The organism is Starkeya sp. ORNL1, assembly GCF_012971745.1.
GTDB lineage: Bacteria > Pseudomonadota > Alphaproteobacteria > Rhizobiales > Xanthobacteraceae > Ancylobacter.
The window spans coordinates 5,195,285-5,214,388 of the sequence record NZ_CP048834.1; the positions used below are offsets into that span (position 1 = coordinate 5,195,285).

A 19,104-nucleotide genomic window follows, 5' to 3' on the forward strand; every position below is an offset into this window, starting at 1 on the left:
CGAAACAATTCTCGCCGTCGGCGTCAGCCGCGCACCATTTCGCGCGGATCGAAGGTGATCTCGATGTCCTTCCAGGCGTCGTATTTGGAAGGGTTCAGCATATCGAAGGGCTGGCCGCGGAAGACGGCGCGGACCGCGCTCTCCCTCGCGGTCATGTAGAAGCCGCTCTGGCCCGAGGAGACCACTTGCGGCGGTCCGGCCAGCGTGCCGTCGATGTTCAGGCGGATGCGGATCGTGACGATCAGCTCCTCCGGATTGGCGGCGCCGGCCGGCGGGTTCCACAGTCCCATCAGCCGCGCCCGCAAGGCGTCGAGCTCGGTCTGCGACAGGGTCGCGGAGGTACCGCGGGTCGCGCCCAATGAGGCGGTGTTGTTGATGGTCTCGCCGGCCGACCAGGTACGCTGCGGCGTGCGCTTGTCGAGCAGCGCCGCGATCTGGTTGGCGTCGAACTTGCGCTCGTCCTGCTCCTTCGGCGGCGCCTGCACCACCTGCTTGGGCGGTGGCGGCTTCTTCGGCGGCACCGGGGGAGGCGGCGGCGGGATCTTGGCCTGCTCGGGCTTCGGCTCGTCCTTCTTCTCGGGCGGCTTCTGCTTGAGCGATTCGGCTTCCTTCGGCGGCGTCGGGGCCGGCTCCGGCGGCTTCACCTCGGCCTTGGGCGGGGTGGGCGGCTTGGGCTCGGGCGGCTTCACCTCCGGCGGGGGAGGGGGCGGCGGCGCCGGCTCGTTGGCGGCCTTGACCTCGGGCTTGTCGGTCGGCTTGTCGTCGAGGTTCTCGACCGGCTTCGGGGTATCGACCTTCTCGACCACCGGCTTCGGCGCTTCGACCTTCGGCGCGGTCTTCTTGCCCGCCATCATCTGCGACAGCTCGGCGTCGGAGATGATGTCGATCGGCATCGATTCCGCCGGCGGCACATCGAAGGGATGCGGCGAGGCGAAGGAGAAGATCATGAAGCCGAGAATGCCGGCATGAAGTGCGGTGGAGGAGGCGATACCCGCGCGCATGTCGCTCAGCCCCCCTGCTCGACCAGGGAGACGAGGGCGACACGCTTGAAGCCGGCGCCGGAGAGGCGGCCCATCACCTTCATCACCGTGCCGTAGTCGACGCTCCGGTCCCCGCGCACGAAGATGCGCTCGTCATAGCCGGCCTTGGCGATGGCCTGGAGCTTGGGCACCAGCTCGGTCACGTCGATCTCGGTGTCCTGCAGGAAGACCTGCCCCTTGTCGTTGATGGAGATGACAAGCGGTTCACGGTCCTGCTCGACCGCCTTGGCGTCGGTCTGCGGCAGGTCCAGCGGCACGGCGACGGTCAGCAAAGGCGCGGCCACCATGAAGATGATGAGCAGCACCAGCATCACGTCGACCATCGGGGTGACGTTGATCTCGGACATGACGGCCGCGCCGCCGCGTCGGCGTGAGCGCCGCGACTGCCAGCCGCCTCCCCCTCCAGATGCCATCCCCATGGCGCGTCAGCCCCGCTCGTCGATCTGGCGCGACAGGATGGCGGAGAACTCGTCCGCAAAGCCCTCCAGTCGCAATGCCTGGCGATTCACTTGGGAAATGAACTTGTTATAGAAAATCGTCGCCGGAATGGCGGCAACGAGGCCAATCGCTGTCGCGAACAGGGCTTCGGCGATGCCGGGGGCCACGACGGCGAGGCTGGTGTTCTTCGAGGCGGCGATCGACTGGAAGCTGGTCATGATGCCCCAGACCGTGCCGAACAGGCCGATGAACGGGCCGGCGGAGCCGACGGTGGCCAGCACCAGCAGCTTGCTCTCCAGCCGCTCGACCTCGCGGGAGATGGTGACGTCCATCACCTTGTCGAGGCGCTGGGTCAGCCCGGTGAAGGAGCGGGCGCCGCCTTCATAGGTGCGCTTCCATTCCCGCATCGCGGCGACGAAGATCGCGGCCATGGAGTGATTCGGTCGGCCGGACAGCGAGCGGTACAGTTCCTCCAGGCTCTGGCCGGACCAGAACACCTGCTCGAAACGGTCCATCTGCCGCTTCATGCGGGTGAACAGGATGGTCTTGTCGATGATGATCGCCCACACCCACACCGAGGCGATGACGAGGCCCGCCATCACCAGCTTCACGATGAAGTGGGCCTGAAGGAACAGCCCGATCAGGGACAGATCGGCACTGGGGGCGGCCATCGCCGTTTGCGCCACATCGGCAGGATTCATAGGACCTCAACCTCGGCACCCAAATCGGGCGGTTCGCCCGGCCGGCGGCCGGTACGCAGATACTCACCAACGCCCTTTGATAGGTGTGGCATTCCGAAATCCACGGACACGACGACGCCCGTCGTTCCGTCACGTACGCCCCGTCACCCACGGCCCGTGTTCTGCGGGGAATCCGACGAAACTTGGGCGTGCAAAGGCCCGCACCGCGGTCATTTAGCCCTTGATAAGGTTAATCGCCGGTTAGCGTTGCTGCCACGCAACAGACCGCGGCGTCACGTCGCGGTCGGCGCTTGCACCGGGGTGCCTTCGGCGGGCGCGGGTGTGCCTTCGGCTTTGGCCGCCTTCATCGCGGCGCGGAGCGCATCGGGGATGCGGCGGGCGCGGCCTTGCGCCACGAAGGCGACCTTCACCTTGCCCTCGACCAGCAGTTCGCTGCCGCGCATCACCCGCTGCAGCAGGGTGATGGAGGCGCCGGCGACCTCGATCGGGGAGGTGTGGATCTCCAGCACGTCGTCGAATCGTGCGGGGCGCTGGAAGTCGATGCTCATGGAGCGCACCACGAAGGCGAAGCCCGGAGCCTCCTCCAGCGCCTGCCCGAACAATTCGCTCTGGCTGACGCCGATCAGGCGCAAATGGTCGGTGCGCGCGCGCTCCATGAATTTCAGGTAGTTGGCGTGATAGACGATCCCGGTGAAATCGGTGTCCTCGTAATAGACGCGGACCGCCAGCACATGGCCGCCCGGCACCAGCCGTCCGGCGAGGCCAAGGAAGGGATCGGACTTCAGGAGATCGAGGCGCTCATTCATGGCGCCCTCATAAACGAGACCGCGCCCCTTGTGAACAAAGGGCGCGGTTTGGAGGGCCACGTCATCCTGAGGTGCCGCGAAGCGGCCTCGACGGATGCCCGTCCTAGATGGCCGTCTTCTGCTTCAGCATCCTTCGAGGCTCGCCTACGGCTCGCACCTCAGGATGACGTCGCGTTGGACACGAAAACGAAATGGCCGGCGCGGGGCCGGCCATCCGTAGAGTTCAATTGCCGGTGTTCTCGGCCGGGGGCTGCGGCGGGGTGGCCGGACGGTTGCGGCGGTCGGCCATGAACTGGTCGAACTCCGACTTGTCCTTGGCCTGACGCAGGCGCTCAAGGAAATCCTTGAACTCGCGCTCTTCGTCCTCGAGCCGGCGCAGTGTCTCCTCGCGATACTCGTCGAAGGCGCGATTGCCGCTCGGGCGGAAGCCGCGGCCCCATTGGCCGCCACGACCCCAACGCCCGTCGAAGGCGTTACGAACGGCGTCGCGGCCCTGTTCCTGCCAATGCGCGAAATCCGTTTGCCTGCTTCTGCATCCCATGCGTCCGCTCCCTATCGAGAAGGCCAGGATCGCCAGACCCAGGGGCCACCAGGCCATGAAGCCCAGGACCGTGAGGGCGATCCAGGCCGGTTTGCCGTATGAGTCGAGCTTCTGTGCAAGCTCCATGGCATCGGTCCCTGGTTAATGTTAAACACATTTACATAGTTAGGTAGCTCAAAGCCGGTTGTCAATATCGGCCGCGCCGACTTACTCGGGCTTGTCGCCTAAGCCTTTGAGGTAGATAAGAAAACCGGCTTCCAGGAGCTCTTCCGGCGGCATCGGTGTGCGCCGCCGTGCGCCGTCGGCGCGGCCGAACAGCGAAGCGACACCATGCGCCAGCGCCCAGATGTGCAGCGCCACCATCAGCGCCGGCGGGCGCCCGGCTGCCGGCATCTGCGCCACCAGCACCTCCGCGGCCTCGCGCAGCACGCCGAAGGCGCGCTGGCCCGCCTGCGCGAGCGCGGGATCGGCATCGGTGGCGATGCCGGATTCGAACATCGCGACATAGTCCGCCGGATGGGTACGGGCGAATTCGAGATAGGCGCGGCCCATGCGCTCGAAGGCCTCCGTCGGGCTCGGGCGGCCTTCGTCCCAGCCCGCCTTCAGGGCGTCGGCGAAACGCTCGAAGCCGGACGCGGCGACGGCCGCCAGCAATTGGTCGCGGTCGCGAAAATGACGGTAGGGCGCGGCCGGGCTGACCCCGGCACGGCGCGCCGCCTCGGCGAAGGTGGCGCCGGCTGGGCCGCGCTCGGCAATCAGGTCGAGCGCCGCCTTCATCAGGGCTTCCCGCAGGTTGCCATGATGATAGCCGCGCGGCCCGTCATTCTTCGACCAGCTCATGTGAAGAGCACTTACATCAGGCGGAGGCCGGCGTCGATGTCACTCGCCGCCCCACCTCTAGTCGCCACCTTCATCGAACAGCGGCATCTGGTTGGAGCTGGGGGGCGCGGCGAGGCCGAGATGCTTGAAGGCGTGGGCGGTGAGCACGCGCCCGCGTGGGGTGCGCTGGAGGAAGCCCTGCTGCACGAGGAACGGCTCGATGATCTCCTCGATGGCGTCGCGCGGCTCGGAGAGCGCCGCGGCGATGGTCTCGACGCCGACCGGCCCGCCGCCATAATTCATGGCGATCACCGTGAGATAGCGCCGGTCCATCTGGTCGAGGCCGGACTGGTCGACTTCGAGATGGCTGAGCGCGTGGTCGGCGGCCTTGCGGTCGATGGTGTCGGCACCGGCCACATGGGCGAAATCGCGGACCCGGCGCAACAGGCGGCCGGCAATGCGCGGCGTGCCGCGGGCGCGGCGGGCGATCTCGCGGGCGCCGTCCTTGGAAATCGGGATGCCCAGCACCCGCGCGCCGCGGGTGACGACCAGCTCCAGCTCTTCCACCGTGTAGAAATTGAGCCGCACCGGTATGCCGAAGCGGTCGCGCAGCGGCGTGGTGAGCAGGCCGGAGCGGGTCGTCGCCCCGACCAGAGTGAATTTCGACAGCGAGATCTTCACCGAGCGCGCGGCCGGGCCCTCGCCGATGATGAGGTCCAGCTCATAATCCTCCATCGCCGGATAGAGGATTTCCTCCACCGCCGGACTGAGCCGGTGGATCTCGTCGATGAACAGGACGTCGCGTTCCTCGAGATTGGTCAGCAGCGCCGCGAGGTCGCCGGCCTTGGCGATCACCGGGCCGGAGGTCGAGCGGAAGCCGACGCCCAGCTCGCGCGCCACGATCTGCGCCAGCGTGGTCTTGCCCAGCCCCGGCGGGCCGACGAACAGCACATGGTCGAGCGCTTCATTACGTGCCTTGGCCGCCTTGATGAAGACGCTGAGATTGGCCCGTGCCTGCTCCTGGCCAATGAATTCGGCGAGGAATTGCGGGCGCAGCGAAGCCTCCGCCGCATCCTCCTCGCGCCGCTCCGGGGTAATGACGCGGGTGGCGCTCATTGTCCGTATGCCTTCACCGCGCCAGCTCCTTCAACCCGAGCCGGATCAGCTTGGCGGTGTCCGCGTCCTCGCCGGCTTCGCGCACGGCTGCGGCTATGGCGGCGCTGGCCTGGAGCTGGGCATAGCCGAGATTGACCAGCGCCGAGACGGCGTCCGACACCGGCGCCGGCGCGCGCCTGGCTTCCAGTTGCCCGGCGAGCTGCGCCACCACCGGATCGATGCTGGCATAGCCCGGCGCCTTGTCCTTCAATTCGGCGACGATGCGGGCGGCGACCTTGGGGCCGACGCCGTTGGCACGCGCCACCATCGCCCGGTCGCCGAGCGCCACGGCATTGGCGAGTTCGGACGGCGAGAGGGTGGAGAGCACGTTCAAAGCCACCTTGGCGCCGACGCCCTGGACATTCTGCAGCAGCAGGAACCACGCCTTCTCGGCTTCCGAGGCGAAGCCGTAGAGCCGGATCATGTCCTCGCGCACGAAGGTCTCGATGAACAGCACCGCGGCTTCGCCCACCGGGGGCAGCGCCTGCAAGGTGCGGCCGGAGCAATGCACCAGATAGCCGACACCCTGCACGTCGAGAATGACGTGGTCGTCGGCATAGGTATCGACGATGCCCTTCAGTTTGCCGATCATGCGTCCGTCGCCGCCGCCCAGAGGAAGCACAGCATCGAGGCCGCGCCGAAGACAGTGCGCACCATGTGCAACCAGCCCCAGCGCTCGACCAGCCGACGGGTGCCGGCGTCGGCCTTCGCTTCCTGCGTCATCAGCAGGCGATTATTGGTGGGGAAGATCACCAGGAGCGTATAGGGCCAGTTGGCCAGCATCAGCAGGGCGCCCATCAGCGCGCGCCAGTCGCCGCTCTGCCAGAAGGCGGCGGCGCCGACGAGGAAGACGATCAGAGCCAATGGCGCCTGCAGCGCGAAGCCGTGCTTGTAGGAGGGCTTCCATTCGCGCAGTAGATTGGCGTCGTCCAGCGTGAGGCGTGCCGGCTGCTCGGCGACGTTCACATAGAGCGCGGCCCCGGTGAACAGTGCGGCCAGCATCAGCCCCAGAAGCTCCAGCATTGCCCGCCTCTACCGCGCCATGACGGCAGCCCTGAGCGCTGCCGCGCCCCTATGCTGCGCGTGGGTGACAGCGACGGCAAGCGCGTCGGCGGCGTCGTCGGTCTCGAAATCGGCGCGGGGCAGCAGCACCTTCACCATCATGCGGATCTGCGCCTTCTCGGCGCGGCCGGCGCCGACCACGGTCTTCTTGACCAGCAACGCGGCATATTCGGCGACCGGCAAGCCCGCGAGTGCCGGGGTGACCAGTACGACGCCTCGCGCCTGGCCGAGCTTCAGGGTCGAGGCCGGATTCACATTGACGAAGGTCTCCTCGACCGCGGCCTCTTCCGGCAACTGAGCGCGGATGACGGCGGCGATCCCATCGTGCAGATGCGCGAGACGCACAGCCAGGGGTGCGTCCTCGGGCGGCAGCACGGTGCCGCAGGCGACGAAGGAGAGCTTGGAGCCAAGCACGTCGATTACCCCCCAGCCGGTACGGCGGAGGCCGGGATCGAGGCCGAGGATGCGAATCGGACGTTGCACCATGGGAAAGGGCGTAGCCGAACAAAGGACGAACGGCTAGGGCGTTGCTCTGCGTGAACATCCTTCGAGGCCCGGCTGAAGCCGGACACCTCAGGATGAGGTCGCTTTTAATATGAACCTCATCCTGAGGTGCGAGCGCAGCGAGCCTCGAAGGATGCTCACGCAGAGCAACGTCCCTCGATGCTCACACGCCTTGCTACTTCCGCTCGCTGTCGAGATCCGCCATCGCCATGGCGGGGTAGCGGGTGCCGGCGGCGGCGTCCTTGGGCACGGCGCGCTCGATGGCGGCGAGATCGTCTGCCGACAGCTTCACGTCCAGCGCGCCGAGCGACTCGGTGAGCCGGTCGCGGCGGCGGGCGCCGACGAGCGGCACGATGTCGTCGCCCTGCGCCGCCACCCAGGCGATGGCGACCTGGGCGACGCTGGCGCCGCGCGCTTCGGCGACTTTCCGCAGAGCCTCGACCAGCGCGAGATTGGCGTCGACATTGCCCTCCTGGAAACGCGGATTGTGGGCGCGGAAATCGCCAGCCGCCAGCGGCTTCGCCTGCCAGTGGCCGGAGATCAGGCCGCGCGCCAGCACGCCATAGGCGGTGAGGCCGATGCCGAGTTCGCGCAAGGTCGGCAGGATGGCCTCCTCGATGCCGCGCGAGATCAGCGAATATTCGATCTGCAGGTCGGCGATCGGATGCACAGCGGCGGCGCGGCGGATGGTCTGCGCGCCGACCTCGGACAGGCCGATATGGCGGACGTAGCCGGCCTTCACCAGGTCGGCGATGGTGCCGACCACCTCTTCCACCGGTACCCCGGCCGGCATGCGGGCCGGGCGGTAGATATCGACATGGTCGGTGTCGAGGCGCTTCAGCGAATAGGAAAGGGCGGTCTTGATCGCCTCCGGGCGGAGATTAAGGCCGAGCCAGTTGCCGGCGGGATCGCGCTGCGCGCCGAACTTGACGCTGAGCTGGTAGCTGTCGCGCGGGCGTCCGCGCACCGCTTCGGCGATCAGCATCTCATTGTGGCCCATGCCGTAGAAATCGCCGGTGTCGATCAAAGTGATGCCGGCATCGAGTGCGGCATGAACGGTGGCGATGCTCTCGGCCCGGTCGGACGGGCCGTAGAAGTCGGACATGCCCATGGCACCGAGGCCGAGGGCGGAGGTGGTGGGGCCGGTTGCCCCGAGTTTGCGCTGTTCCATGGTCGTGTCTCCTTTGGCCGTGCCAGAGCCCGGCGAAATCAAGGCCATGACTATGCTACGTCCGGCTTCGTGCGATAATCCGTCGTGAACAGCACGGGCTGTACGGAATATCGAACAATGCTGGAACCTGACCTCGCCGATCTCGGCGCCTTCGCGGATGTCGCCCGTCATCGGAGCTTCCGCGGCGCGGCGAGCCTGCGCGGCGTGTCGCCCTCGACCTTGAGCGAGGCGGTGCGCCGGCTGGAGGAGCGGCTCGGGGTGCGCCTGCTCAACCGCACCACGCGCAGCGTGACGCTGACCGAGGCCGGCGCCCGTCTGCTCGACCGGCTGCTGCCCGCGCTCAGTGAGGTTTCTGAAGCGCTCGACACGGTGAACAGCTTTCGCGACAGCCCGACCGGCACGCTCCGGCTCAATGTGCCGATCATCGTCGCGCGCATGGTGTTGCCGGGGCTGGTGGAGGGGTTCCTCAAGGCGCACCCCGGCATCACGCTGGAGGTGGCGGCGGAGGACACCTTCGTCGATGTGCTGGCGGCCGGTTTCGATGCCGGGGTGCGTTACGGCGAGCGGCTGGAACAGGACATGATCGCGGTGCCGATCGGCCCGCGCCGGCAGAGCTTCGCCGCGGGAGCCTCGCCCGCCTATCTGGCGGTGCACGGCGAACCCCGGCATCCGCGCGAGCTATTGGATCACGCCTGCATCCGCCACCGCTTCCCGAGCGGCGTGCTGCCGGCATGGGAGTTCGAGCGCAATGGCGAGATCGTGCGGGTCAATCCGGGCGGCCCGCTGATCGCCTCGAACATCGAACTGCAGCTTGCCACGGCCATCGCCGGCCTCGGCATCGTCAGCAGCTTTGAATGGTTGCTGGCGCCTTCCTTCGCGAGCGGCGCACTGGTGCCGGTGCTGCCCGACTGGTGGCAGGAATTCGAAGGGCCGTTCCTCTATTATCCGAGCCGCCGGCTGCTGCCGGCGCCGCTGCGCGCCTTTATCGACTATGTGCGCGAGAGGGGCGACGCACGCTGATCGCGCCGCTGGCCAGCGCGACGCCGAGGCCGGTCGCCACGATGCCGGTGATCGCCGCGGCGTCCGGATGCTCGCCGAGCACCGGCACCGCGATCAGCGCCGCGAGTGGCGGTACCAGTCCGGTGAAGGCTGCGGCGCGCGAGGAGCCGAGTTTCTCGATGGCGACACCGAAGGCGAGCAGCGCCACCAGCGCGCCGACGCCCTGGATGCCGAGCTGCACCAGGATTTCCAGACCCTCGCCGGCGTTAAACGCCGCGATCAGCGGCGGCAGGCCGAACGGCGTCAGGATGATGAGCGACCATATCCCGATCAGCCCGACGATCTCGGCCGAACTCATGCCGGCGCGCGGGAAGGCGATGGTGTAGCCCGACCACATCACGGCGCCGGTGAGGAGCAGCAGATGGCCGCGCCAGGAACCATCGTGGGATTCGAGGATGCCGCGCCCGCCGAGCGCCAGCACGCCCAGCGCGATGCAGGCGAAGCCGATCATGCGCAGCCGGCTGAGCCTCTCGCCGAAGAAGGCGACGAGGACCACTGCGACCACCAGCGGCATGGTGCCGGGCAGCAGCGGCCCGACATCGGCGGCGGGCACGAAACGCATCGCATTGCCGACCACCAGGAAGAAGCAGACGCCCGAACCCATGAAACAGAACAGGAACGGGAGGCGGCCGGTCTTCGGGATCAGGCCGATGCGCCACCAGGCGGGGGCGAGCACCACCGCGGTGACGACGAAGCGCAGCCAGCCGGCCGCCGCCGGCGGCAGATGCCCCGAGACGGCATGCCGGGTGGCGACGATCCAGGCGCCCCAGATGCTGACGGCGAACAGCGCGGCGCCGATGCCGATAAGGCGGTCGCGCCGTGCCGCTGCCTCCAGCGTGGCCGGTGGCAGTGAAGGGGTAGCATCCATGGGGTGGGCTCCCGCGCCGCGCGCTCGCGGCATGTCGCGCTGCAATATGGGGAGCGGGTGCCGCGGGACAAATGAGTTTTACGAATGGACTCGGCAATGAAAGGCGATGGATCGGTGCTCTGTTCGAGCATCCTTCGAGGCTCGCTGCGCGAGCACCTCGGGATGAGGTTTTCCTTTTAGAGCGACCTCATCCTGAGGTGCCCGGCAGCGCCGGGCCTCGAAGGGTGCTGAAGCCACGCGGGCCTCAACACTCCGGTAGATTCACTGCCAGCCCGCCGAGCGAGGTTTCCTTGTATTTCGAGGCCATGTCGCGGCCGGTCTCGCGCATGGTGACGATCACCTTGTCGAGCGAGACGATATGGGTGCCGTCGCCATGCAGGGCAAGCGAGGCGGCGTTCACCGCGCTGATGGCGCCGAAGGCGTTGCGCTCGATGCACGGCACCTGGACCAGGCCGGCGATCGGGTCGCAGGTCATGCCGAGATGGTGCTCCATGCCGATCTCGGCGGCGTTCTCGATCTGCGCGTTGGTGGCGCCGAGAGAAGCGGCGAGCCCGGCGGCGGCCATGGAGCAGGCGACGCCGACCTCGCCCTGGCAACCGACCTCGGCGCCGGAGATCGAGGCGTTCATCTTGAACAGCGCGCCGATGGCACTCGCTGTGAGCAGGAACACGTGCATGCCCTCGCGCGAGGCGCCGGGGGTGTGGTCGCGATAATAGCGCAGCGTCGCCGGTACCACGCCGGCGGCGCCATTGGTCGGCGCGGTGACGACGCGCCCGCCGGCGGCGTTCTCTTCGTTCACGGCGATGGCGTAGAGGCTCACCCAGTCCATGATCTCGTGCGGCGAGGGATCGTTGCGGGCAAGCAGCCGGTCGCGGATCGCCTTGGCGCGGCGCTTCACCATCAGCCCACCGGGAAGTTCACCCTCGGTGGAGATGCCGCGATCGAGGCAGGACATCATGGCGCCGACAACACGGTCGAGATGGGCCACCACTTCGTCCGCCGGGCGCTGGGCGCGCTCATTTGCGAGGACCAGATCGGCAATGGAAAGGCCGGCGCGCTCGGCCATGGCCAGCAGTTCGCGGGCATTGCGGAACGGGTAGGGGACGCTGGCCGCGGCGGGTGGGGTCGGCTGGCCGACCTCGGCCTCGGGTACGATGAAACCGCCGCCGATCGAGCACCAGCGTTCTTCCGCGATCAGCGCACCGCTCGCGTCATAGGCCCGGAAGGCGAGGGTGTTGGGGTGCTTCGGCGTATCGGAGACGCCGTCGAAGACGATGTCGGTCATCGCGTCGAAGCGGATCGGATGGCGGCCGGCGAGATCGAGCCGCTGCAGGTTGCGCGCCTCGGCGACGATGGCATCGGCATTGTCGGGATCGATGGTGTCCGGCACCTCGCCGGCAAGGCCGAGCATCGCCGCCTTGTCGGTGCCGTGGCCCTTGCCGGTCCAGGCCAGCGAGCCATAGAGCGCGACCTCGACACGGGCGACGGAATCGAGCGTACCCGTGGAGGCGAGCGCGTCGGCGAACGCGAATGCCGCCTTCATCGGCCCCACCGTGTGCGAAGAGGAGGGGCCGATGCCGATCTTGAACAGCTCGAACACGCCGATCATGGGTTTCCGCCGGGCGTTATGAGGAGAGGGCGTCGTCCTGTTTGACCATCCTTCGAGGCTCGCTGCGCTCGCACCTCAGGATGAGGTCGTTCTTTTCGCGCGACCTCATCCTGAGGTGCCCGGCACAGCCGGGCCTCGAAGGATGCTGAAGCCGTGCATGTTCAACGAAGCTCACTCGAACTCCCGCCGCGCCTCTTCGAGGAACTTCCATACATAGCTGGCGAACGACCTCCAGACATCGATCTGGAACACGTCCGCCCCGGTGCGCATGAGCACGATCTCGGCCTTGCCGAGCAGCGTGCGGGTGCACATGCCGATAGGGAAGGCGGACACATGAAGATCGAGCGGGCAGCCATGGTTCAGCACCCGCGCCGCCTCGCTGCCCGAGATCTCGATGCCGACGCTGCGTGCCGAGACGTCGACCAGTGCGTGCGGCAGGTCGCCGAGCGCGGCGTCCATCGCCTCGAAGATCGGGGTCGCGGACGTGGCGGGCGCCAGCAGCAGCCACTCGTCCGGACCCAGCCAGAGCGCGAACTTGCCCTGCGAATTGTTGAAACGGCAGGCCTCGCGCGGCAGCTCGACGCCGAACACCGCGCCGGCGCGGCCGATGGCGGCCTCGCGGCCGCGGAAGGCGAGCCGCGCCGCGGACGGCAGCGCGCGCAGGTTCGCCACCGGCACCGTCTTGGCGGCGGGGGCGAGGGTGTCGAGCGGGCTCGCGGTCAGCGGCGCGCGGCGGGTGGAGACGTCAAGCATCGAGGCGTTCTCCCTTGGGGTCGTAGAAGACCGGCTCGGTCACCTCGACCTCGATCACCTTGTCCGGCATCGGCACGCTCAGCTTTTCGCCGATGCGGGCGCGCCCGCCCTTGACCACGGCGAGCGCGATGGAACGGCCGAGCACCGCGCTGTGATAGGACGAGGTCACGTGGCCGAGCATCGGTACCGGCACCGGCGCCTTCGGATCGGCGACGACCTGCGCGCCTTCCTCCAGCACGATGGCGGGATCGGTGGTGAGCAGGCCGATCAGCTGCTTGCGGTCCGGCGCAGACATGGCGGCACGGGCGAGCGAACGCTTGCCGACGAAGTCCTTCTTCGCCTTGCCGACAGCCCAACCGAGATTGACGTCGTCCGGCGTCGCGGTGCCGTCCGTTTCCTGGCCGACGATGATATAGCCCTTCTCGGCGCGCAGCACGTGCATGGTCTCGGTGCCATAAGGCGTGATGCCGTGCTTTTGCCCTTCCGCGAAGATCGCTTCCCAGACGAAGCGGCCATTCTCCGCCGGCACGTTCACCTCGAAGCCGAGCTCGCCGGTGAAGGAGACACGAAACAGCCGGGTCGGCACGCCGCAGATGCGGCCCACCTTCACGCTCATATGCGGCATGGATTCCTTCGACAGGTCGATGCCTTCGACCAGCGGCGCCAGCACCTCGCGGGCGCGTGGCCCCTGCACCGCGATCACCGCCCATTGCTCGGTGGTGGAAGTGAGCCACACATCGAGGTCGGGCCATTCGGTCTGGAGATAGTCTTCCATCATCGCCAGCACGCGCGGTGCGCCGCCGGTGGTGGTGGTGACATGGAAGCGGTCCGGCGCCATGCGGCCGACCACGCCGTCATCCATCACGAAACCGTCCTCGCGCAGCATCACGCCATAGCGCAGCCGGCCGGGTTCGAGCTTGGCCCAGGCATTGGTGTACATGCGGTTCATGAACTCGGCGGCGTCGGGGCCGACGATCTCGATCTTGCCGAGCGTCGAGGCGTCGAAGATGCCGACGCTGTCGCGCACCGCCTTGCACTCGCGGGCGACCGCGGCGTGCAGATCCTCGCCGGGCTTGGGGAAGTACCAGGCGCGCTTCCACAGTGACACATCCTCGAACGCCGCGCCGTTCTCCGCCGCCCAGTCATGGATCGGCGTAGTGCGGACGGGGTCGAACAACTCGCCGCGCGAGGAACCGGCGAAGATACCGAAGGTGGTCGGCGTATAGGGCGTGCGGAAGGTGGTCAGCCCGATCTGCGGTACTGGCGTCTTGAGCGCTTCGGAGACGATGCCGAGCGCATTCATGTTCGACGTCTTGCCCTGGTCGGTGGCCATGCCCGTCGTGGTGTAGCGCTTGATGTGCTCGATGGAGCGGAAGCCCTCGCGCGTCGCCAGCTTCAGGTCCTTCGAGGTGACATCGTTCTGCCAGTCGACGAAGGCCTTGGTGAAGGCCGGGTTGCGGTTGTGCGGGGTGGCGCCGATGAAGCCGTCGGTGCCGGCGTCGATTGCCTTCGTGGCGAAGCCGCGCGCCGGCGCGGCGACACCAGCCGCCGCTTCGCCCTGGGCATAGCCGTCCTGCAATGCCGCCTCGAGGCCATAAATGCCGCGGCTGGCGCCGGCGGATCGCTCGCGCTCCACCGAGGAGCCCGGCACGTAGGCTTGCAGGGTCTTGTTCCAGGCGAGCTTGCCGCGCGACTGCGAGAACAGATGCACGCTCGGGGTGAAGCCGCCGGACATCAGCACGAGGTCGCAGTCGATGCTGTCGGCCGGGCCAAGCCCCTCCGGCGAGACCTTGGCGAGCTGGGCCGAGCCGACGCGCAGCCGGCCCTTGGTGCCGACCACCACGGTCGCTGGGCGGATGTCGATGCCGGCGCGGAGCGCGCGGGCCGGCAGTTCGCCCTCCGGCGCCGCGCGAAGATCGGCGATGGCGGCAATGGAGACGCCGCCGGCGGCGAGGTCGAGCGCGGCGCGGTAGCCGGAATCGCAGGCGGTGAACACCACGGCGCGCGAGCCCGGCTTCACGCCCCAGCGATTGAGATAGGTCCGCGCCGAATCCGCCAGCATGATGCCGGGGCGGTCATTGTCCGGGAACACCAGCGGACGCTCCAGCGCGCCGGTCGCCAGCACCACCTCGCGGGCACGCACCTGCCACAGCCGCTCGCGCGGCAGCTTGGGATTGGGCGAGGGGATATGGTCGGTGACGCGCTCGGCCAGCGCGATCATGTTGTGCGGGAAATAGCCGAACGCGGTGGTGCGGGTGAGCAGCGTGACATTGTCTCGCGCCGCGAGGCTCGCCACGGTGCGCGCCAGCCAGTCGCTCGCCGGCTTGCCCTCGATGGTGGCGCTGGTCTCGGCGAGCAGCGAGCCGCCGAGTTCCTGCTGCTCGTCGCACAGCATTACCCGCGCGCCGCTCTCGGCGGCGGCGAGCGCCGCGGCGAGACCAGCCGGTCCGGCGCCGACGACGAGCACGTCGCAATGCACGTAGTGCTGGGTGTAGCGGTCGGCGTCGGCGACGATGGGGGCACGGCCGAGGCCGGCCATGGCGCGGATCTTCGGCTCGTAGAAGCGCTTCCAGGCGCCCGCCGGCCACATGAAGGTCTTGTAGTAGAAGCCGGCCGGCAGGAACGGCGCGGCGAGGTCGTTCATCGCACCGGCGTCGAACTTCAGCGAGGGCCAACGGTTCTGGCTCTCCGCCATCATGCCGTCATGGATCTCGACCTGCGTGGCGCGCAGATTGGGCGTGTAGCGGGATTCCTCGCGGCCGACGCCGACCAGGGCGTTCGGCTCGTCCGAGCCGGCGGAGATGATGCCGCGCGGGCGGTGATACTTGAACGAGCGGCCGACGAGATGAACGCCATGCGCGATCAGCGCGGAGGCCAGCGTGTCGCCCTTGAAGCCGCGATAGGAGACGCCGTCAAAGGCGAAGGTGACCGGGTTCAGCCGGTCGATGCGCCCGCCGACCGGGGCTCGGAACTTGCCGCTCATGACTTCGGGCCTCGCGCTTTCTTAACCTCTCCCCGACGGGGAGAGGTCGCCGCGCAGCGGCGGGTGAGGGGGAGGGCGTTGGGGTACCGACGAAGGCCCCTCACCCCAACCCTCTCCGTCAAAGTCGGATGTATCCGACTTCGACCATCTGGAGTGCTGAACTCGGCAATAGCCGAGTTCAGTGCGGGGAGAGGGAGAAGAAGGTGGATCATTGTCCGCTCTCCTTCGCATCCGGGCGCGCTTCGCCCGGCTTGTAGGTGGCGACGAAGAAGTCGCTCACGGTGTCGCGCACCGCATTGAAGAAGCGGCCGCAGCCATGGATGTGGCGCCAGCGCTCGGCGTGCTTCCCCTTGGGATTGGTGCGATTGTAGAGGAAGTCGGCCCATTCGGCGTCCGACATGGTCGACGGATCCGCGGGGCGGGCGATGTGCGCCTCGCCGCCATAGCGGAACTCGATCTCGGGACGCTTGCCGCACCACGGGCAATTGATGATCAGCATGGTCGCCTCTCAGTGCGCGACGGCGGCCGCGGCCGCCTCGTCGATCAGGAAGCCGTCGCGAAAGCGCTCCATGGAGAAGGGCGCGTTGATGGCGTGCGGCTCGTCCCGGGCGATGGTGTGGGCGAAGACGTGGCCGGAGCCCGGCGTCGCCTTGAAGCCGCCGGTGCCCCAGCCGCAGTTCACATAGAGCCCCTTCACCGGGGTCTTGGCGATGATCGGCGAACGGTCCGGCGTCACATCGACGATGCCGCCCCAATTGCGCAGCATGCGCAGCCGCCGGAACTGCGGCACCAGTTCGCAGATGGCGTCGAGCGTGTGGGTGGTGACGTGCAGCGCGCCGCGCTGCGAGTAGCTGGTATAGGCGTCGGTGCCGGCGCCGATCACCATCTCGCCCTTGTCCGACTGCGAGATGTAGGCGTGGATGGTGTTGGACATCACCACGCAGGGAAAGGCCGGCTTCACCGGCTCGGAGACCAGCGCCTGCAATGGATAGCTCTCCAGCGGCATGCGCACGCCGGCCATGCTCATCACCACGCTGGTGTGGCCGGCGGCGACGACGCCAACCTTCGCGGCTCGGATGAAGCCGCGCGAGGTCTCGACGCCCTGCACCTCGCCGTCAGTACCGCGGCGGATACCGGTGACCTCGCAATTCTGGATGATGTCGACGCCGCGGGAATCCGCGCCGCGGGCATAGCCCCAGGCCACCGCGTCGTGCCGCGCCGTGCCGCCGCGCCGCTGCAGGGCACCGCCGAGGATCGGGTAGCGCATGCCGGGGGCGATGTTCAGCGGCGGGCAGAATTCCTTGCACTGCTCGGGGCTGAGCCACTCATTGTCGACGCCGTTCAGCCGGTTGGCGTGGACATGGCGCTTGAAGCTCTGAATGTCATGGATGTTGTGGGCGAGCATCAGCACGCCGCGCGCCGAATACATGACGTTGTAATTGAGGTCGCTGGAGAGGCCCTCCCACAGCTTGACGGCGTGGTCATAGAGCGCGGCGCTCTCGTCGAACAGGTAATTGGAGCGCACGATGGTGGTGTTGCGCCCGGTATTGCCGCCGCCCAGCCAGCCGCGCTCGATCACCGCGACATTGGTGATGCCGTGCTCCTTGGCGAGATAATAGGCGGTGGCGAGGCCATGGCCGCCGGCGCCGACGATGATGACGTCGTATTCCGCCTTCGGCTCGGGATTGCGCCATTGCGGCTGCCAGCCCTGGTGCCCGCCAAGCGCGCGGCGGAACAACTCGAAGCCTGAAAATCTCTGCAAGGGTCGGCCTCCTCGACGCAAAGCCGTTTCATTTTCCGCATGTTCTACCGGCGCCGCGTGACAAGCGAGCACTCATTCGGCGGCCGGGTTGTACGGATGCGACATCGCGGGGCGACGTGTCCTGCGACACGCCCACGCGGCTCCATCGGTAGAATTGCCCGCGCCGGTCGCCTCGCCGAAGATGCATCGCTCATCGGAGGCCCATCATGAAGCTCACTCTGCCTGCCGTGCTCAGCCTGAACGGTGGCTATGTCGACACCGCCGGTTTTCTTTCCCTGCAGGGCCTGTTCACCGCCCATGTCACCGGCAATTTCGTCACCTTCGGCGCGGCCCTGGTGCACGGCACGACCGGCGCCTTCGCCAAGCTGCTGGCGCTGCCGGTGTTCTGCATCGTGGTGGTGCTGGTGCGCCTGCTCGGCGACTATTTCGTAGCGAGGCAATGGCCTGCTCTTCGGCTGCTGCTCGGGTTGAAGGTGGCGCTGCTCGCGCTCGCCGCAGTGGCGGCGCTGGCGCTCGGGCCGTTCCCGGACGGCGATGGCGCCTCCGCCATCCTCACCGGGATGATCCTGGTCTCGGCCATGGCGATCCAGAATGCGGTGCACCGCCTCCACCTCGCCAGCGCGCCGCCGACCACGCTGATGACCGGCACCACGACGCAGATCATGATCGACCTTGCCGATCTCATGCGCGGCGTGCCGGCGGCGGAGGCTGACAAGGTGCATGGCCGGCTGTCGCGCATGGCGATGAGCGTCGGCGGCTTCGCGCTGGGTTGCGGGCTCGCGGCGCTGCTGTTCGTGTTCGGCGGCATGTGGTGCTTCGCGCTGCCGCCGGTGGTGGCGCTGGTGGCCCTGATGATGCGCGAGGCTGCGTCCGCGGAGAAGCCCGCCGCCTGACGAAATCGTCATGCTGTCTTCCCTTGCGGAAGAATGGTGCCTTACCTAACTGCCGGGGCGATGCAACGAGCAGGATGGACAATGTTCGACACCAGGAATTTCGACGCCAAGCGGCTTCTCGACCAGTTCCTCACCCCGCAGGCAGGCGGCACGCCGCCGGCCACGACCGACCAGCCGCAGCCCTGGCAAAGTGCCGGCGCACCGCTGGCCGGCGGCGGCGACCTGATGGCGAAGGCGAAGGATTTCCTCGGCGGGCAGGGCGGCTCGATGGCGAGCGGCGCGGCGGCCGGTGCCCTGGTCTCGCTGCTGATGGGCAACAAGTCGGTGCGCAAGGTGGGCGGCAATGTGGTCGCGCTCGGCGGCCTCGCGCTGGTCGGCACGCTCGCCTACAAGGCGTACCAGAATTACAGCCAGGGCAACGCCCCGGCGCAGGCGACCGCGCCTGTGCAGCCGGCCCAGCTGCCGCCGCCGGACTCGCCTTTCAATCCGGCGCAAGCGGCACAATCGCAGCTGCCGGTGACGTTGCTGCGGACCATGATCGCCGCTTCGCTCGCCGACGGACACATCGACGATGCCGAGCGTGCCGCGATCTCCCTCAAGCTGAACGAGCGGCCGGGCGCCTCGCTGGATGAGGCCGAGCGCTTCCTGGCGCAGGAACTGGCCAGCCCGGCGAGCGTGGAGACCATCGCCCGCGAGGTCGCCTCGCCGGAGGAAGCCGCCGAGGTCTATATCGCCGCGCTGCTGGCGATCGACCCCGATGTCAGCGCCGAACGCGCCTTCCTCGCCCGGCTCGCGCTGGCCCTGAAGCTCGATCCGGCGCTGACGCCGCATCTGGAAGCGGCGGCACGCGCGGCGAAGCAGGGGTGAGACTGCGAAGACCAATCCATCAAGAATGACGTCATGGCCGGCCTTGTGCCGGCCATCTCGATTGCGGAGGGCA

General features: G+C 68.0%; 20 protein-coding genes. 3 read left to right on the plus strand and 17 right to left on the minus strand.

Annotation, left to right across the window (positions count from 1 at the left end; translation table 11 throughout):
• Positions 1 to 23: 23 nt before the first annotated feature.
• From G3545_RS24480 to G3545_RS24530, 11 genes are all read right to left on the minus strand, one after another.
• The gene (locus G3545_RS24480) at positions 24 to 1,001 is read right to left on the minus strand and encodes a cell envelope biogenesis protein TolA (protein WP_170016558.1); all 978 of its coding nucleotides are present in this window, start codon (positions 999 to 1,001) and stop codon (positions 24 to 26) included.
• A gap of 5 nt (positions 1,002 to 1,006) precedes the next feature.
• Positions 1,007 to 1,459: a protein TolR gene (tolR, locus tag G3545_RS24485; protein ID WP_170016560.1), complete on the minus strand. Its 453-nt coding sequence runs from the start codon at positions 1,457 to 1,459 to the stop codon at positions 1,007 to 1,009.
• A gap of 6 nt (positions 1,460 to 1,465) precedes the next feature.
• Positions 1,466 to 2,179, minus strand: coding sequence for a protein TolQ (tolQ, locus tag G3545_RS24490; protein ID WP_170016562.1), 714 nt, complete (start codon positions 2,177 to 2,179; stop codon positions 1,466 to 1,468).
• Between the two features lie 272 nt (positions 2,180 to 2,451).
• Positions 2,452 to 2,985 (minus strand): tol-pal system-associated acyl-CoA thioesterase, encoded by a 534-nt coding sequence (gene ybgC / locus G3545_RS24495; RefSeq protein ID WP_170016564.1) that lies wholly within the window; start codon positions 2,983 to 2,985, stop codon positions 2,452 to 2,454.
• 223 nt (positions 2,986 to 3,208) lie between these two features.
• The gene (locus tag G3545_RS24500; protein WP_170016566.1) at positions 3,209 to 3,652 is read right to left on the minus strand and encodes a DUF2852 domain-containing protein; all 444 of its coding nucleotides are present in this window, start codon (positions 3,650 to 3,652) and stop codon (positions 3,209 to 3,211) included.
• A gap of 81 nt (positions 3,653 to 3,733) precedes the next feature.
• The gene (locus tag G3545_RS24505; protein ID WP_170016568.1) at positions 3,734 to 4,366 is read right to left on the minus strand and encodes a TetR/AcrR family transcriptional regulator; all 633 of its coding nucleotides are present in this window, start codon (positions 4,364 to 4,366) and stop codon (positions 3,734 to 3,736) included.
• A 57-nt stretch (positions 4,367 to 4,423) separates the two neighbouring features.
• Positions 4,424 to 5,461: a Holliday junction branch migration DNA helicase RuvB gene (gene ruvB, locus G3545_RS24510; protein ID WP_170016570.1), complete on the minus strand. Its 1,038-nt coding sequence runs from the start codon at positions 5,459 to 5,461 to the stop codon at positions 4,424 to 4,426.
• A gap of 13 nt (positions 5,462 to 5,474) precedes the next feature.
• Positions 5,475 to 6,092, minus strand: coding sequence for a Holliday junction branch migration protein RuvA (ruvA, locus tag G3545_RS24515; protein ID WP_170016572.1), 618 nt, complete (start codon positions 6,090 to 6,092; stop codon positions 5,475 to 5,477).
• Positions 6,089 to 6,523: a DUF1772 domain-containing protein gene (locus G3545_RS24520; protein ID WP_170016574.1), complete on the minus strand. Its 435-nt coding sequence runs from the start codon at positions 6,521 to 6,523 to the stop codon at positions 6,089 to 6,091. The genes ruvA and G3545_RS24520 overlap by 4 nt, the downstream gene beginning before the upstream one ends.
• A 9-nt stretch (positions 6,524 to 6,532) precedes the next feature.
• Positions 6,533 to 7,048, minus strand: a complete 516-nt coding sequence (gene ruvC, locus G3545_RS24525; RefSeq protein ID WP_170016576.1) for a crossover junction endodeoxyribonuclease RuvC — start codon at positions 7,046 to 7,048, stop codon at positions 6,533 to 6,535.
• 193 nt (positions 7,049 to 7,241) lie between these two features.
• Complete coding sequence (locus G3545_RS24530; protein WP_170016578.1) at positions 7,242 to 8,237, minus strand: aldo/keto reductase; 996 nt, start codon at positions 8,235 to 8,237, stop codon at positions 7,242 to 7,244.
• 117 nt (positions 8,238 to 8,354) lie between these two features.
• Between G3545_RS24530 and G3545_RS24535 the strand changes: the two genes are divergently transcribed.
• On the plus strand, positions 8,355 to 9,257 hold the full coding sequence (locus G3545_RS24535) for a LysR family transcriptional regulator (RefSeq protein WP_170016580.1): 903 nt from the start codon (positions 8,355 to 8,357) through the stop codon (positions 9,255 to 9,257).
• Here the strand turns inward: G3545_RS24535 and G3545_RS24540 are convergent.
• The 6 genes from G3545_RS24540 to G3545_RS24565 form a co-directional block, all read right to left on the minus strand.
• Positions 9,220 to 10,164: a DMT family transporter gene (locus G3545_RS24540; RefSeq protein ID WP_170016582.1), complete on the minus strand. Its 945-nt coding sequence runs from the start codon at positions 10,162 to 10,164 to the stop codon at positions 9,220 to 9,222. The two genes, G3545_RS24535 and G3545_RS24540, sit on opposite strands and share 38 nt — an antisense overlap.
• A 244-nt stretch (positions 10,165 to 10,408) precedes the next feature.
• The gene (locus G3545_RS24545; RefSeq protein ID WP_170016584.1) at positions 10,409 to 11,773 is read right to left on the minus strand and encodes an L-serine ammonia-lyase; all 1,365 of its coding nucleotides are present in this window, start codon (positions 11,771 to 11,773) and stop codon (positions 10,409 to 10,411) included.
• A gap of 171 nt (positions 11,774 to 11,944) precedes the next feature.
• Positions 11,945 to 12,526: a sarcosine oxidase subunit gamma family protein gene (gene soxG / locus G3545_RS24550; RefSeq protein ID WP_170016586.1), complete on the minus strand. Its 582-nt coding sequence runs from the start codon at positions 12,524 to 12,526 to the stop codon at positions 11,945 to 11,947.
• Positions 12,519 to 15,509, minus strand: coding sequence for a sarcosine oxidase subunit alpha (locus G3545_RS24555; protein WP_170016588.1), 2,991 nt, complete (start codon positions 15,507 to 15,509; stop codon positions 12,519 to 12,521). The genes soxG and G3545_RS24555 overlap by 8 nt, the downstream gene beginning before the upstream one ends.
• Before the next feature lie 208 nt (positions 15,510 to 15,717).
• Positions 15,718 to 16,008 carry a sarcosine oxidase subunit delta gene (locus tag G3545_RS24560; protein ID WP_170016591.1) on the minus strand — a complete coding sequence of 97 codons (291 nt, stop codon included), beginning with the start codon at positions 16,006 to 16,008 and terminating at the stop codon, positions 15,718 to 15,720.
• 9 nt (positions 16,009 to 16,017) lie between these two features.
• A complete protein-coding gene (locus tag G3545_RS24565) occupies positions 16,018 to 17,271 on the minus strand; it encodes a sarcosine oxidase subunit beta family protein (protein ID WP_170016593.1) in 1,254 nt (417 codons plus the stop codon).
• 206 nt (positions 17,272 to 17,477) lie between these two features.
• Here G3545_RS24565 and G3545_RS24570 point away from each other — a divergent pair, with 206 nt between their 5' ends.
• Positions 17,478 to 18,164: a YoaK family protein gene (locus G3545_RS24570; RefSeq protein WP_170016595.1), complete on the plus strand. Its 687-nt coding sequence runs from the start codon at positions 17,478 to 17,480 to the stop codon at positions 18,162 to 18,164.
• Between the two features lie 81 nt (positions 18,165 to 18,245).
• Complete coding sequence (locus tag G3545_RS24575) at positions 18,246 to 19,031, plus strand: DUF533 domain-containing protein (protein WP_170016597.1); 786 nt, start codon at positions 18,246 to 18,248, stop codon at positions 19,029 to 19,031.
• The last annotated feature ends 73 nt before the right edge of the window (positions 19,032 to 19,104 follow it).

What these genes read in the sequence shown, in the direction of transcription:
- G3545_RS24535 (WP_170016580.1), top strand. Translation starts at nt 8,355, where the DNA reads ATGCTGGAACCTGACCTCGCCGATCTCGGCGCCTTCGCGGATGTCGCC.
- G3545_RS24480 (WP_170016558.1), bottom strand. Translation starts at nt 1,001, where the DNA reads ATGCGCGCGGGTATCGCCTCCTCCACCGCACTTCATGCCGGCATTCTC.
- G3545_RS24560 (WP_170016591.1), bottom strand. Translation starts at nt 16,008, where the DNA reads ATGCTGATCATCAATTGCCCGTGGTGCGGCAAGCGTCCCGAGATCGAG.
- ruvC (WP_170016576.1), bottom strand. Translation starts at nt 7,048, where the DNA reads ATGGTGCAACGTCCGATTCGCATCCTCGGCCTCGATCCCGGCCTCCGC.
- G3545_RS24520 (WP_170016574.1), bottom strand. Translation starts at nt 6,523, where the DNA reads ATGCTGGAGCTTCTGGGGCTGATGCTGGCCGCACTGTTCACCGGGGCC.
- G3545_RS24505 (WP_170016568.1), bottom strand. Translation starts at nt 4,366, where the DNA reads ATGAGCTGGTCGAAGAATGACGGGCCGCGCGGCTATCATCATGGCAAC.
- ruvB (WP_170016570.1), bottom strand. Translation starts at nt 5,461, where the DNA reads ATGAGCGCCACCCGCGTCATTACCCCGGAGCGGCGCGAGGAGGATGCG.
- tolR (WP_170016560.1), bottom strand. Translation starts at nt 1,459, where the DNA reads ATGGGGATGGCATCTGGAGGGGGAGGCGGCTGGCAGTCGCGGCGCTCA.
- G3545_RS24555 (WP_170016588.1), bottom strand. Translation starts at nt 15,509, where the DNA reads ATGAGCGGCAAGTTCCGAGCCCCGGTCGGCGGGCGCATCGACCGGCTG.
- G3545_RS24530 (WP_170016578.1), bottom strand. Translation starts at nt 8,237, where the DNA reads ATGGAACAGCGCAAACTCGGGGCAACCGGCCCCACCACCTCCGCCCTC.
- ybgC (WP_170016564.1), bottom strand. Translation starts at nt 2,985, where the DNA reads ATGAATGAGCGCCTCGATCTCCTGAAGTCCGATCCCTTCCTTGGCCTC.
- G3545_RS24570 (WP_170016595.1), top strand. Translation starts at nt 17,478, where the DNA reads ATGAAGCTCACTCTGCCTGCCGTGCTCAGCCTGAACGGTGGCTATGTC.
- G3545_RS24575 (WP_170016597.1), top strand. Translation starts at nt 18,246, where the DNA reads ATGTTCGACACCAGGAATTTCGACGCCAAGCGGCTTCTCGACCAGTTC.
- soxG (WP_170016586.1), bottom strand. Translation starts at nt 12,526, where the DNA reads ATGCTTGACGTCTCCACCCGCCGCGCGCCGCTGACCGCGAGCCCGCTC.
- G3545_RS24540 (WP_170016582.1), bottom strand. Translation starts at nt 10,164, where the DNA reads ATGGATGCTACCCCTTCACTGCCACCGGCCACGCTGGAGGCAGCGGCA.
- ruvA (WP_170016572.1), bottom strand. Translation starts at nt 6,092, where the DNA reads ATGATCGGCAAACTGAAGGGCATCGTCGATACCTATGCCGACGACCAC.
- G3545_RS24545 (WP_170016584.1), bottom strand. Translation starts at nt 11,773, where the DNA reads ATGATCGGCGTGTTCGAGCTGTTCAAGATCGGCATCGGCCCCTCCTCT.
- tolQ (WP_170016562.1), bottom strand. Translation starts at nt 2,179, where the DNA reads ATGAATCCTGCCGATGTGGCGCAAACGGCGATGGCCGCCCCCAGTGCC.
- G3545_RS24500 (WP_170016566.1), bottom strand. Translation starts at nt 3,652, where the DNA reads ATGGAGCTTGCACAGAAGCTCGACTCATACGGCAAACCGGCCTGGATC.